17 protein-coding genes are annotated in these 13152 nt (G+C 65.0%); 15 read left to right on the top strand and 2 right to left on the bottom strand.

From position 1 onward, the window contains the following. Positions 1-5: 5 nt before the first annotated feature. Together B4L76_RS07310 and B4L76_RS07305 are read right to left on the bottom strand one after the other, a co-directional pair. Positions 6-347: an EscU/YscU/HrcU family type III secretion system export apparatus switch protein gene (locus B4L76_RS07310; RefSeq protein WP_296231503.1), complete on the bottom strand. Its 342-nt coding sequence runs from the start codon at positions 345-347 to the stop codon at positions 6-8. Next, entirely contained in the window at positions 344-1903 is a 1560-nt protein-coding gene (locus B4L76_RS07305; RefSeq protein ID WP_296231502.1) for a flagellar hook-length control protein FliK, read from the bottom strand. The genes B4L76_RS07310 and B4L76_RS07305 overlap by 4 nt, the downstream gene beginning before the upstream one ends. 132 nt (positions 1904-2035) lie before the next feature. Here B4L76_RS07305 and ccmA point away from each other — a divergent pair, with 132 nt between their 5' ends. The 15 genes from ccmA (at position 2036) to B4L76_RS07230 (ending at position 13080) form a co-directional block, all read left to right on the top strand. Further along, the gene (gene ccmA, locus B4L76_RS07300; protein ID WP_296231500.1) at positions 2036-2668 is read left to right on the top strand and encodes a cytochrome c biogenesis heme-transporting ATPase CcmA; all 633 of its coding nucleotides are present in this window, start codon (positions 2036-2038) and stop codon (positions 2666-2668) included. Further along, positions 2656-3333, top strand: a complete 678-nt coding sequence (gene ccmB / locus B4L76_RS07295; protein WP_013973563.1) for a heme exporter protein CcmB — start codon at positions 2656-2658, stop codon at positions 3331-3333. Before ccmA ends, ccmB begins: the two co-directional genes overlap by 13 nt. Before the next feature lie 46 nt (positions 3334-3379). Further along, entirely contained in the window at positions 3380-4147 is a 768-nt protein-coding gene (locus B4L76_RS07290) for a heme ABC transporter permease (RefSeq protein ID WP_296231497.1), read from the top strand. After that, positions 4144-4320 carry a heme exporter protein CcmD gene (gene ccmD / locus B4L76_RS07285; protein WP_225778653.1) on the top strand — a complete coding sequence of 59 codons (177 nt, stop codon included), beginning with the start codon at positions 4144-4146 and terminating at the stop codon, positions 4318-4320. Before B4L76_RS07290 ends, ccmD begins: the two co-directional genes overlap by 4 nt. Then, on the top strand, positions 4317-4772 hold the full coding sequence (ccmE, locus tag B4L76_RS07280; RefSeq protein WP_170031058.1) for a cytochrome c maturation protein CcmE: 456 nt from the start codon (positions 4317-4319) through the stop codon (positions 4770-4772). The genes ccmD and ccmE overlap by 4 nt, the downstream gene beginning before the upstream one ends. Positions 4773-4783: 11 nt before the next feature. Then, positions 4784-6757, top strand: a complete 1974-nt coding sequence (locus B4L76_RS07275) for a heme lyase CcmF/NrfE family subunit (protein ID WP_296231638.1) — start codon at positions 4784-4786, stop codon at positions 6755-6757. Continuing rightward, positions 6754-7290, top strand: coding sequence for a DsbE family thiol:disulfide interchange protein (locus B4L76_RS07270; protein ID WP_296231493.1), 537 nt, complete (start codon positions 6754-6756; stop codon positions 7288-7290). Before B4L76_RS07275 ends, B4L76_RS07270 begins: the two co-directional genes overlap by 4 nt. Continuing rightward, positions 7287-7763, top strand: coding sequence for a cytochrome c-type biogenesis protein (locus tag B4L76_RS07265; protein WP_296231491.1), 477 nt, complete (start codon positions 7287-7289; stop codon positions 7761-7763). The genes B4L76_RS07270 and B4L76_RS07265 overlap by 4 nt, the downstream gene beginning before the upstream one ends. Further along, on the top strand, positions 7756-8952 hold the full coding sequence (gene ccmI, locus B4L76_RS07260) for a c-type cytochrome biogenesis protein CcmI (protein ID WP_296231490.1): 1197 nt from the start codon (positions 7756-7758) through the stop codon (positions 8950-8952). The genes B4L76_RS07265 and ccmI overlap by 8 nt, the downstream gene beginning before the upstream one ends. 12 nt (positions 8953-8964) lie before the next feature. Beyond that, positions 8965-9381: a hypothetical protein gene (locus tag B4L76_RS07255; protein WP_296231488.1), complete on the top strand. Its 417-nt coding sequence runs from the start codon at positions 8965-8967 to the stop codon at positions 9379-9381. Between the two features lie 121 nt (positions 9382-9502). Continuing rightward, complete coding sequence (locus B4L76_RS07250) at positions 9503-10441, top strand: 2-hydroxyacid dehydrogenase (protein WP_296231486.1); 939 nt, start codon at positions 9503-9505, stop codon at positions 10439-10441. A 46-nt stretch (positions 10442-10487) separates the two neighbouring features. After that, positions 10488-11276, top strand: a complete 789-nt coding sequence (locus B4L76_RS07245; RefSeq protein ID WP_296231483.1) for a PhzF family phenazine biosynthesis protein — start codon at positions 10488-10490, stop codon at positions 11274-11276. Positions 11277-11368: 92 nt separating this feature from the next. Continuing rightward, a complete protein-coding gene (locus B4L76_RS07240) occupies positions 11369-11776 on the top strand; it encodes a GFA family protein (RefSeq protein ID WP_296231481.1) in 408 nt (135 codons plus the stop codon). 108 nt (positions 11777-11884) lie between these two features. Next, positions 11885-12223 (top strand): FKBP-type peptidyl-prolyl cis-trans isomerase, encoded by a 339-nt coding sequence (locus tag B4L76_RS07235; RefSeq protein WP_296231480.1) that lies wholly within the window; start codon positions 11885-11887, stop codon positions 12221-12223. Between the two features lie 194 nt (positions 12224-12417). Continuing rightward, positions 12418-13080 (top strand): histidine phosphatase family protein, encoded by a 663-nt coding sequence (locus B4L76_RS07230; protein ID WP_296231636.1) that lies wholly within the window; start codon positions 12418-12420, stop codon positions 13078-13080. Positions 13081-13152 lie beyond the last annotated feature (72 nt).

The raw sequence follows: 13152 nt of genomic DNA, 5'->3' as shown, positions 1-13152 counted from the left end.
GATAACTACCGGCGCTGATCAGCAGGCAACAGGGCGGCTACCGGGGTGATGTCACGGGGCGCGCCGGGTTCGTCGCTGAAGCCGGCGGGTACTTTGCCGCGTAACTGCCAGGCGAAAGCGATGATCTCGGCAATGGTCAGGTACAGGGCCTCGGGAATCTGCTCGCCCAACTCCAGGCGCGCCAGCAGTTGTACCAGTTCGGCGTTTTCGTAGATCGGCACTTCATGTTCGCGGGCAAGCGCCAGGATGGCCTCGGCCAGGTCGTCGTCACCCTTGGCGGTCAGGGTCGGGGCTCGCTCGCCGTCGTAGCTCAAGGCGATGGCTTGGCGCGGTTGTCTGTCGATCATGCGGTTTCGTCTACCCAGCGCTGTTCTATCCGCGTGTGCGGGCCTTGTGGCGGGATGCCCGGCTGGCACTCCAGGTCGCCGACCTCCAGGCCACGTGCCAGCAGGCGGGCGCGCAAGTCGCCGAGCTGGCTCTCGATCAGCCGCGCGGTCTGTTCACGCTCGGCCCACAACTGGCCAGAGAGGCGTCCCTGTGCCAACTGCGCCTGGACCTGCAGCGGGCCCAGCGGGGCCAGGTCGAAGGCCAGGTCCACCCGCCATAGTGCCTGCAGCGGGTCGGGCTGTTCACGCTGCTGGCGTTCGGCCTGTTGCTCCGGGGTTTCTTCGCGCTGCAGCTTCACTTGCAGGGGGATGAACTCCTGACCGTGGCGGACCGGGACTTCGGTCTGCCAGGTAGTCTGCAGGTTGCCGTTTTCCAACGTACCGGATTGTTGCAGGCTGCTCAGCGCGTGGCTCTGCAGTCGCGAGATGGCAGCAGCGGCCAGGCGCAGCAATTGTTGCAGGTCGCCTTCGTTCTCCATGGCCTGGAGCAAACGCGATGGCAGCGGGAAGGCACCCGGCGGTGTCCGTGGGCTGACCCGGTCGAGCATGCCCAACGCGCTGCGAGCCATGGCCGGCAATGCCTGGGCCAGGGACGTTGTGGCGATTACCGGGTTGGCCGGGGCATTGACCGATGCCTGGGCTACCAGCCGCACCAGTTGCGCCTTGAGGTCGGTGGCGACGCTCGCGCTCAGGCCGCCGAGCAGCTTGGCCTCGAGGAAGGTACCGCTGTTGTTGATGGCCTGGGCAAGCGCTTTGCCGTCACTGAGCTGGCGGGCATCCGCCAGGCTGGCGAGCAGGTTATTGGCGGTGCTGCGCAGCGCGCTGTCGCTGCCCTGGCCGTTGGCAATCTGTTGCAAGGCGTTCAGCAGGCCGGGCAGGGACGCCTGGCGGCCTTGCTGGGTAAGCAGTTGCTGGGCGATGTTCAATTGTTCCTGGCGACCGCTCAGCGGTACGAAGCGCAGTGACTGGTCACCCTGGACCACGGCGCTGAGCAGGCTGCCGATCGGCAGCGGGCGCGGGCTGTCGATGGTCAGGATGGCACCGGCCTGGGCGCTGTTGAGCAGGCTGACCAGTGAGCGGAAGCTGGCCGTTTCGCCGGGGTGCACCGGCAGTGGCTGGTTGGTCAGCACCTTGCCTTGCAGCAGGGTACCGACTGCCACCTGGCTGGTGTCGAGCCGGGTCAGGGTGGCGACATTGCTGGCGCTGGCCTGTTGCAAGAGGATGGCCAGGCGATTGCTTTCAGGCTGGCTGACCGTGACCTGGCTACCCTGCGGAATCGGCTGGCTGGTGGTAGCCTGGAGCTGGGTCTGGCTGCCGTTGGCCTGGATCACCTGCAGCACCAGCTGGAAGGCAGTTCCGCTCTGGCGCATCGACAATACCTCGGCCTGAGCGGTTTCGCCGGGCTTGAGCAGGCCCGGCTGGGGCTGGGCCAGGTCGAGCAGTGCGGCGGTCATCTGGGCCTTGAGTGCCTGCGCATTGACCGCAGTTTGTGCGCCAAGACTATTGATTTCAGTCATGATTGTATACAACCTGTGGAGCCCGCCCTCTTGGCAGCGTGGCCGCACATGCAATAATGCAGGTCGCCCGCCATAGCCAGTATAACGGCAGCAAGGGGGGCGACTTGAGAAGCATCTAGATAAGGCGAATCCGTGACCCTTCACCTCCAAGCCGTGGGCCTGGCCTGCGAGCGCGACTTGCGCCTGCTGTTCGAGCACCTCGATTTCGAGCTACGCCCCGGCGACATGCTGCAGATCAGCGGCCCAAACGGCAGTGGCAAGACCAGCCTGCTGCGCCTGTTGGCCGGGCTGATGCAGCCCACCGCCGGGCAGATTCTGCTGGGCGGGCAGCCGCTCGGCGAGCAGCGCCATGCTCTGGCCAGCATCCTGTTGTGGATCGGCCATGCGGCGGGCATCAAGGACCTGCTCACCGCCGAGGAGAACCTCAGCTGGCTCGGCGCGCTGCATCAGCCGGCCACCCCCGATGCCATCTGGGCGGCACTCGCAGCGGTGGGTCTGCGCGGTTTCGAAGACGTGTCCTGCCACACCCTGTCGGCTGGCCAGCAGCGCCGCGTGGCGCTGGCCCGGCTGTACCTGGCCAGCCCGCCACTATGGATTCTCGACGAACCCTTCACCGCCCTGGACAAGCAAGGCGTGGCGCAGCTTGAAGCCCACCTGGCGGCGCACTGCGAGCAGGGCGGTACGGTGGTGCTGACCACCCACCATACCCTGGTACGCAAGCCCTCCGGTTACCGTGAACTGAACCTGGGGCAATGGGCGGCATGAGCGTATTCATCCTGTTGTTGCGCCGCGAAGCGCGGCTGCTGTTCCGCCGCCCGGCCGAGCTGGCCAACCCGTTGGTGTTCTTTGCCATCGTGGTGGCGTTGTTCCCGCTGGCGGTCGGCCCGGAAAGCCAATTGTTGCAAACCTTGTCGCCAGGGCTGGTCTGGGTGGCGGCACTGCTCGCGGTACTGTTGTCGCTGGACGGCCTGTTCCGCAGCGATTTCGAGGACGGCTCGCTGGAGCAATGGGTGCTGTCGCCGCATCCACTGGCCTTGCTGGTGCTGGCCAAGGTGCTGGCGCACTGGATCTTTTCCGGGCTGGCGCTGGTATTGTTGGCGCCGTTGCTGGCGCTGATGCTGGGCCTGCCGAGTCATTGCCTGCCGGTGCTGCTCGGTTCGTTGCTGCTGGGCACGCCGGTACTGAGCCTGCTGGGCGCGGTAGGTGCGGCGCTGACAGTAGGGCTGAAGCGCGGTGGTTTGCTGCTGGCATTGCTGATTCTGCCGTTGTATATCCCTGTATTGATCCTGGGCAGTGGTGCGTTGCAAGCGGCGTTGCAGAATATGCCGGCAACCGGCCACCTGCTCTGGCTGGCCAGCCTCACGGCGCTGGCCGTGACCCTGGCACCCTTTGCGATAGCGGCCGGCCTGAAGATCAGCGTCGGCGAATAACGAGTCCCGGGCTTTCAAGCCCGGCCAATACCCTGGATGTACCCTGATGAAAATGAGCTGGACGTGGTTCCACAAGCTGGGCTCCCCAAAATGGTTCTATGCCATCAGCGGCCGCATGCTGCCGTGGCTTGCAGGGGCTGCCGTGCTGCTGCTGCTGGTCGGCATCACCTGGGGCCTGGCCTTCGCCCCGCAGGATTACCAGCAGGGCAACAGCTTCCGCATCATCTACATCCATGTGCCGGCGGCAATGCTGGCGCAATCCTGCTACGTGCTGCTGGCCGTGGCCGGGGTGGTGGGGCTGGTGTGGAAGATGAAACTGGCCGACGTCGCCCTGCAGTGCGCCGCGCCCATCGGCGCCTGGATGACCGCCGTGGCGCTGGTCACTGGCGCCATCTGGGGCAAGCCGACCTGGGGCAGCTGGTGGGTCTGGGATGCCCGCCTCACGTCCATGCTCATACTGTTGTTCCTGTACTTCGGCATTATTGCGCTGGGCCAGGCGATCAGTAATCGTGACAGTGCGGCCAAGGCCTGTGCGGTGCTGGCGATTGTCGGCGTGGTAAACATCCCGATCATCAAGTATTCGGTGGAGTGGTGGAATACCCTGCACCAGGGCGCCACCTTCACCCTCACGGAAAAACCGGCGATGCCTGCAGAAATGTGGCTGCCGTTGCTGTGCACGGCGCTGGGCTTCTACTGCTTCTTTGGTGCGGTGCTGCTGCTGCGCATGCGCCTCGAAGTGCTCAAGCGCGAGGCCCGCGCCAGTTGGGTCAAGGAGGAAGTATTGAACAGCCTGGGGCAGAGGGCCGCACGATGAGTTTTGCCACCTTCGGTGACTTTCTCGCCATGGGCCACCATGGCCTGTACGTGTGGACGGCCTATGGCATCTGCCTGGCAGTGCTGGGGCTGAATGTTGCCGCCCCCGTGCTGGCCCGCCGTCGCTACCTGCAAGATGAGGCGCGCCGTTTGCGCCGGGAGAACAACCAGTGAATCCGCAGCGCAAGAAACGCCTGTTGCTCATCGTCGGCCTGCTGGTCGGCGTCGGGGTTGCCGTCGGCTTTGCCTTGAGCGCACTGCAGCAGAACATCAACCTGTTCTACACCCCGACCCAGATCGCCAACGGCGAGGCACCGCTGGACACGCGCATTCGCGCTGGCGGCATGGTCGAGAAGGGCTCGGTGCAACGTTCTGCCGATTCGCTCGACGTGCGCTTCGTGGTCACCGACTTCAACAAGTCCGTGCCGATCACCTACCGCGGCATCCTCCCGGACCTGTTCCGTGAAGGGCAGGGGATCGTCGCCCTCGGCAAGCTCAATGGCGACGGCGTGGTGGTGGCCGATGAAGTGCTGGCCAAGCACGACGAGAAGTACATGCCGCCCGAGGTCACCAAGGCGCTGAAGGAAAGCGGCCAGGCGGCTGGCGGCATGGAGGCCAGGCCATGAACGCGGCGCTGATGATACCCGAGCTCGGCCAGCTGGCCATGATCCTGGCGATCTGCTTTGCTGCCGTGCAGGCTACGTTGCCGCTGCTCGGCGCCTGGCGTAACGACAGCCTGTGGATGAGCCTGGCGCGCCCGGCGGCCTGGGGCCAGTTCGCCTTCCTGGCCTTCGCCTTCGCCTGCCTGACCCACGCCTTCATGAGCGACAACTTCTCGGTCGCCTATGTGGCCAGCAACTCCAACAGCGCCTTGCCGTGGTATTACAAGTTCAGCGCCGTCTGGGGCGCCCATGAAGGCTCGTTGTTGCTCTGGGCGCTGATCCTCGGCGGCTGGACCTTCGCCGTGTCGATCTTCTCGCGCCAGCTACCACAGCCGATGCTGGCCCGTGTGCTGGCGGTGATGGGCATGATCAGCGTCGGTTTCCTGAGCTTCCTGATCATCACCTCCAACCCGTTCCAGCGCCTGCTGCCTCAGGTACCGACCGATGGCCGCGACCTCAACCCGCTGCTGCAGGACTTCGGCCTGATCGTGCACCCGCCGATGCTGTACATGGGCTACGTCGGTTTCTCGGTGGCCTTTGCCTTCGCCATCGCCGCACTGCTCGGCGGGCGCCTGGACGCCGCCTGGGCGCGCTGGTCGCGGCCGTGGACCATCGTCGCCTGGGCCTTCCTCGGCGTCGGGATCACCCTGGGCTCGTGGTGGGCCTACTACGAACTGGGCTGGGGCGGCTGGTGGTTCTGGGACCCGGTCGAGAACGCCTCGTTCATGCCCTGGCTGGTGGGCACCGCGCTGATCCACTCGCTGGCAGTGACGGAAAAGCGCGGGGTGTTCAAGAGCTGGACGGTGCTGCTGGCAATTGCCGCGTTCTCGCTGAGCCTGCTGGGCACTTTCCTGGTCCGTTCCGGCGTGTTGACCTCGGTGCACGCGTTCGCCGCCGACCCGGCGCGTGGTGTGTTCATCCTGATCTTCCTGCTGTTCGTGGTTGGCGGTTCGCTGACCTTGTTCGCCGTGCGTGCGCCGGTGGTCAAGAGCCAGGTCGGCTTTGCCCTGTGGTCGCGGGAAACCTTGCTGCTGGCCAACAACCTGATCCTGGTGGTGGCTGCTTCGATGATCCTGCTCGGCACCTTGTACCCGTTGGTACTCGACGCCCTCAGCGGGGCCAAGCTGTCGGTCGGCCCGCCTTACTTCGATGCCTTGTTCCTGCCGTTGATGGCACTGCTGATGGTGGTGCTGGGCGTGGGCGTGGTGGTGCGCTGGAAAGACACCCCCGGCAAATGGCTGGCGAGCATGCTGACCCCGGTACTGATCGGCAGCGCAGTGCTGGCGCCGGTCGCCGGCTTCATCGTCGATGATTTCGACTGGCCCTCGCTGAGCGCCTTCGCCCTGGCTGCCTGGGTGGTGCTCGGCGGGTTGCGCGACATCTTCGACAAGACCCGCCACAAGGGCTTGGTCAAAGGCGTGCTGGGCCTTTCGCGCAGCTACTGGGGCATGCAGCTGGCGCACCTGGGCCTGGCGGTGTGCGCGCTGGGCGTGGTGCTGTCGAGCAACAACAGCGCCGAACGCGACCTGCGCATGGCCCCGGGCGAAAGCGTCGAGCTTGGCGGTTATCACTTCCTGTTCGAAGGTGCGAGGCACTTCGAAGGGCCTAACTTCATCTCCGACAAGGGCACCATCGTGGTCAGCCGCGATGGCCGTGAGGTGACCACCCTGCACCCGGAAAAGCGCCTCTACACCGTGCAGCAGTCGATGATGACCGAAGCCGGCATCGACGCCGGCTTCACCCGCGACCTGTACGTCGCCCTTGGCGAGCCACTGGAAAACGGCGCCTGGGCAGTGCGCGTGCATATCAAGCCATATGTCCGCTGGATCTGGCTGGGCGGTCTGCTGACCGGCCTGGGCGGATTGCTGGCGGCCCTCGACCGGCGTTACCGCGTCAAGGTCAAGACCCGGGTGCGTGAAGCCCTGGGCGTGTCTGGAGCAGCTGCATGAAGCGTTGGATCATGGTGGTGCCATTGGTGGTGTTCCTGCTGATGGCAGTTGTGCTCTACAAGGGGCTGTTCCTCAAGCCCGACGAACTGCCGTCGGCAATGATCGGCAAGCCGTTCCCGGCGTTTTCCCTGGCCTCGACCCAGGGCGACCGCACCCTGACCCAGGCCGACCTGCAGGGCCGCCCGGCACTGGTCAACGTGTGGGCGACCTGGTGCCCGTCGTGCAAGGTCGAGCACCCTTACCTCAACCAGCTGGCCGAGCAGGGCGTGGTGATCCACGGCATCAACTACAAGGACGACAATGCCGCCGCACAGAAATGGCTGGCGGAATTCCACAACCCGTACCAGGTGGATATCCGTGACGAGCAGGGGAGCCTGGGCCTGGACCTGGGCGTTTACGGCGCGCCGGAGACCTTCCTGATCGACGCCAAGGGCATCATCCGCTACAAGCACGTCGGCATCGTCGACGCCAATGTCTGGCGTCAGCAGCTCGCCCCGCTGTACCAGGGCCTGGTTGACGAGGCCAGGCCATGAAGCGCTGGTTGGCAGCAGCCGTGCTCGGCATCAGCCTGGCCGGTGTGGCCAAGGCGGCCATCGATACCTACCAGTTCCGCGACGACGCCGAGCGTGAGCGTTATCAGCAACTGACCAAGGAGCTGCGCTGCCCCAAGTGCCAGAACCAGGACATCGCCGACTCCAACGCACCGATCGCCGCCGACCTGCGCCGCGAAATCTTCCGCATGCTCGGCGAAGGCAAGAGCAACCAGCAGATCGTCGACTTCATGGTCGACCGCTATGGCGACTTCGTGCGCTACAAGCCGGCCCTCAGTGGCCGCACCTGGTTGCTGTGGTTCGGCCCCGGGATTCTGCTGGTCGGCGGTTTCGTGGTGTTGGCGCTGATCGTCCGCCGTCGTCGTGGCTCGGCCACCCAGGCTGCGCCAGAGCTATCCCTCGAAGAACGCGAGCGTCTCGCCAAACTGCTGGAAAAAGAACAGACCCATGACTGAATTCTGGCTTAGTGCGGGCCTGCTGTTGCTCGCTGCCCTTGGTTTCCTGCTGATCCCTATCCTGCGTGGCCGGCGCCAGCAGCAGGAAGAAGACCGCACCGCCCTCAACGTGGCGCTGTACCAGGAGCGTGTCGACGAACTGGCGGCGCAGCAGGCCGCTGGCGTGCTTGACGAGGCGCAGATGGCCAAGGGCCGCGACGAAGCCGCGCGCGAGTTGCTGGCGGATACCGAAGGTGCCGAAGTCGCCCGCCAGGGCCACCTGGGCAAAGCCCTGCCAGTATTGGCGGCGGTGCTGGTGCCACTGATGGCACTGGGGCTGTACTTGCATTTTGGTGCGGCGGACAGGGTGGAACTGACCCAGGAGTTCGCCGAGGCGCCCAAGTCGATGGAGGAGATGACGGCACGCCTGGAACGGGTGGTGCAAGCCCAGCCGGACTCGGCCGAGGCGGTGTATTACCTGGGGCGTTCCTACATGGCCGAACAGCGTCCTGCCGATGCGGCACGCACCTTCGAGCGCGCCGTGGCCCTGGCCGGGCGCCAGCCCGAGCTGCTGGGGCAGTGGGCCCAGGCGCTGTACTTCGCTGCAGGCAAGCAATGGAACCCGCAGTTGCAAGCGCTGACTGACGAGGCACTGAAAACCGACCCCAATGAAGTGACCAGCCTGGGGCTGCGTGGCATCGCCGCTTTCGAGGGCGAGCGTTACCAGGAGGCCATCGATTACTGGAAGCGCTTGCTGGCCCAGTTGCCGGAAGGTGACGCATCGCGTGAGGCGTTGCAGGGCGGTATCAATCGCGCTGCCGAGCGCCTGGGCGGCTCGTCGGGGCAGGCTGCGCAACCTGCGCCGGTGGCGGCGCGTCTGAAGGTGCGGGTGGAGCTGGCGGCGGCGTTGAAAGACAAGGTCAGGGCGGACGACACGGTGTTCATCTTTGCCCGCGCCAGCAACGGGCCGCCGATGCCATTGGCGGCCAAGCGGGTGACGGTGGCGCAGTTGCCGATCGAGGTGGAGTTGTCCGATGCTGACGCGATGCTGCCGCAGATGAAACTGTCCGACTTTGCCGAAGTCCAACTGGTTGCACGGGTCTCGCGTGCAGGCCAGCCTACCCATGGCGAGTGGATTGGCCAGGGCGTGCCACTGCCCAGCGCCACGCAGGCCACCCAGCACCTGACCATCGACAGCCCCGACCCGTAAGAGAGCAATGCCATGCACAGCACCGTCCGCCTGACCCTGATCACCCTGGCCCTGGGTTTGTCTGCGTGTACGGTGCATGAGCCGTACGAGCAGCCGGAGCCGCCGATCGAGCGGTTGCCGCAGCAGGGGCCGGTGGTCAAGCCGGCGCCGGGTGGGCAACCGTCCACTGCGCCAGGCAAGCCGGCGGCCATCCCCAAACCGATGCCGCGCACTTCGGCCAGCTTTGCGCCACCGCCTGGTGGAGCGAGCCACTGGGACCCGAAACTGGGTGTATACGTGCTCGAGAAGCAACCTAATACCTTCTACCGCCAGCGTACCTATTATCGCTACGATAACGGCTGGAGCTGGTCGCTGAGCCCGAACGGGCCATGGCAGGAAACGGACAGCAGTGGTGTACCGGGTGGTTTGGGGCGCGCATTCGCCCAGTAGAGCAGAAGCAAGAGCAGGAAGCCGTGCTGAGCAGAACAGTGCAGTTGTGCCTGATTATTTCGGTTGACTGTACTGGTCAGTGATTCCGCATAATGCCACTTCGAACTGATCCGGAGGTGGCATGCGCAAGACAGTCCTGGTTCTGGTAGAAACCGTCGACGATTACCTGCCCCTGCTGGAGCAGGCTGGCTACCAATTGATTCGTGCCCCCTCACCGCAACTGCGCGCCGAAGCCATTCGACACCACGCCAATGAAATCGATGCCGTGCTCACCCGCGGCCCGCTGGGCCTGACTGCCGCCGAAATCCAGACCCTGCCCAGATTACAGATCATCTGTGTGATCGGCGCCGGCTACGAGCAGGTCGATCTGGCCGCCGCGGCCGCTCGCGGCATCACTGTCACCAATGGTGCCGGGGCCAATGCCAGCGCGGTCGCTGACCATGCCATGGCTTTGCTGTTGGCGCTGCTGCGTGACATTCCCCGCGCCGATGCCAGTATCCGCCACGGCGAATGGAACCGAGTGATCAGCCCCTCGGTGACCGGCAAACGCCTGGGCATCCTCGGCCTCGGTGCGGTCGGGCAGGCCATCGCCAGGCGCGCCCATCAGGGCTTCGACATGCCCATCAGCTACCACAGCCGCACGCCACGCCAGGATCTGCCCTACACCTGGTACGACAGCCCGCTGCACCTGGCCGAGGCCGTCGACATCCTGCTGGTGGCCACCCCCGGCGGTGCCGATACCCGCCATCTGGTCGATGCCCGGGTGCTCGATGCACTGGGCGCCAAGGGCTACCTGGTCAACATCGCCCGCGCCAGCGTAGTCGACACCCAGGCGCTGCTTGTCGCGCTGCAGCAGGGCCGACTGGCCGGTGCCGCGCTCGATGTGTTCGATGACGAGCCACAGGTGCCGGATGCGCTCAAGGCCCTTGCCAATACCGTGCTCACGCCCCATGTGGCCGGCCAGTCGCCAGAGGCGGCACGCGACACGGTAACCTTGGTGCTGCGCAACTTGCAGGCGTTCTTTGCCGGTGAGCCGGTGCTCACCCCCGTCCTACCTTGACCCATTCGATACCTCCGGCACTGCCCGGCCCATAAGGAGCGTTTGCATGCAACTCGAGATTTTCCAGGTCGATGCTTTTTCCGCCGAGCCCTTCGGTGGCAACCCGGCCGCTGTGATTCCGCTGGAAAGCTGGTTGCCGGACGAGGTACTGCAGCGCATCGCAGAAGAGAACAACCTGTCGGAAACTGCCTATTTCGTGCGTAACGGTGAAACCTTCGACCTGCGATGGTTCACCCCCACGGTCGAAGTCGACCTGTGCGGCCATGCCACCCTGGCGTCGGCCTATGTGCTGTTCGAGCAGTTGGGTGAGCAGGCGCAGGTGCTGCGCTTCAACACCCGCAGTGGCGAACTGCGGGTCAGCCGCAGCGCCAACGGTCTGCTGGCCATGGACTTTCCAGCCAGGCAGCCGGTTGCCGTAGACCTTCCCGCGGGCCTGCTGCAGGCGCTTGGGCTGAGCCAGGCGCAGGCAGTGTTCCGTAGCGATGACTATGTGGTGGTAATCGATGATGCCTTGTTGCTCGATCGCTTGAAGCCGGACTTCGTCGCCCTGGCGCGCTTCGACGTGCGCGGCATCGCAGTGACGGCGGCAGGCCGCGGCTTTGATTTCGTTACCCGCTGGTTCGGCCCGCGAGTGGGCGTCAACGAAGACCCGGTGACCGGGTCGGCGCACACCTCTCTGGCGCCGATATGGGCCGAGCGCCTGGGCAAGCAGCTGCTCAGCTGCGAGCAGGGTGGTGCGCGCAAAGGGCACCTGCAATGCGAGGTACCGGGCAACGGCAGGGTCATCATCAGCGGGCGGGCAGCATTGTACCTGCGTGGTACGGTGTACATCTGACCCTGGCATCCGCCTTGCACTGCCTGTGTCAGCGATGTGGCCGGCACAGGCGTCTATAATTGCTGGCCCATCTTCAGCTGAAGGAGCCAGCCATGTCCCTGGAAAAACACGGCACCTGCCTGTGCGGCGCCACCCGGCTCACCGCTATCGTCGAAAGCACCCACATCAGCGCCTGCCATTGCAGCATGTGCCGCAAGTGGACCGGCGGCCCGCTGCTGGTGGTGCACTGCAGCCAGCCACCGGTAATCGAAGGGCGTGCGCCCAGTGTTTACGATTCGTCCGATTGGGCTCAGCGCGGTTTCTGCGGTCAGTGCGGCACACATCTGTATTACCGGCTCAAGGCCAACGACTTCCATGCGGTGCCGGTCGGCCTGCTTGACGGTGACCAGGAATGGGCGTTCGACCTGCAGATTTTTGTCGAACAGAAACCCGCCTGGTATTGCTTCGCCAACCAAACCAGGGAATTGACCGGGCAGCAGGCCTTCGAGCAGCTCGGCTGATCCACGCTTGTGGCAGCGGGGGCGCTGACATCGATGCCATGCGAACTTGCCAAACCGGCGCATTCCTGAGAAAAGGGCGGCTTTGTTTCCAGTGTTGGAGAGTGCCCCGTGAGCCAAGAACTGCAGATCACCGACCTCGTCGAAGGCGACGGCAAGGCCGTCGTCAAAGGCGCCCTGATCATCACCCAGTACACCGGCTGGCTGGCCGATGGCAGCGAGTTCGACTCGTCCTGGTCGCGTGGCAAGCCGTTCCAGTGCGTGATCGGCACCGGCCGGGTCATCAAAGGCTGGGACCAAGGCCTTATGGGCATGCGCGTGGGTGGCAAGCGCAGGCTGCAGGTGCCGGCGCAGTTGGCCTACGGCGAACGCAGCGTGGGCGCGATCCCGCCGCATTCGGACCTGACCTTCGAGATCGAGTTGTTGGAAGTGCTGACGCGAGATGACTGAAAGCACTCGGCTACCGGCCAGGCGCATGCAACCGCAGGTTCTTTTGCTCTACACAATTCGGCAACACCCATTTCCTAATATGGCCTAGCCCAGGGACGGCACCTGACTTCAAGGAGGAACCAAACGGGTTCAGGGCACTCTGACCCTCACTCGTTGCCAAGGATGGCACCCACTACAAAGGGTGTCTCGCCTTGATCAAGTTGCCTAGGTTCTTTTACCGTCATCGTCATCCGCTGCTGGGCCTGGTGCTTAGCGCCGCCACCGTGCCGCTGGTGCTGGAGGCTGTCGAAAGCCGCGCGCAACCGGCAAATGGCACGCAAACCCTGGTGTTCCTGCGCCACGCCGAGAAGCCGGAAGAGGGCCTGGGCCAATTGAACTGCCAGGGCCTCAACCGAGCGCTGGATCTGGCCAGCGTGCTGCCCGAACGCTTTGGCAAGGCCGACTACGTGTTTGCCGCCAACCCTTCGCGACATGTCGAGGAAGGTAGCAAGGAGGAAAGCTACAGCTACATCCGCCCGCTGATGACCATCACCCCCAGCGCCATTCGCCTGGGCCTGCCGGTGAACATCGATTACGGCGCCAACGACACCGAAGCGCTTGCCGACGAGCTGCTGCGCAACAAGTACCGCAACGCGACCGTCTACACCGCCTGGTCGCACGGCTACCTCCCCGAACTGATCAACACTGTGGCCGGCAAGGCCCTGGGCGACCAGCGGGTGATCACCGAGGACTGGCACGGTGACGATTTCGATACCCTCTACGTGCTCAAGCTGACCTGGCGCGACGGCAAGGCCAGCCTGCTCAGCCGCAACGTGCGCCAGGGGCTGGATGGTCGGGATCGTGGCTGCCCGACCTGAGCCGCAAGTGGTGGGCTGACCGTACCGGCCGGTTCGCGGCCTGCCCGCGAACAGGCCGGTACAGGCAAGCCA

The organism is Pseudomonas sp. UBA4617 (genome assembly GCF_002386445.1).
GTDB lineage: Bacteria > Pseudomonadota > Gammaproteobacteria > Pseudomonadales > Pseudomonadaceae > Aquipseudomonas.
Note: the sequence above shows the minus strand (reverse complement) of the source record. Positions and strands in the feature narration are given on the sequence as shown.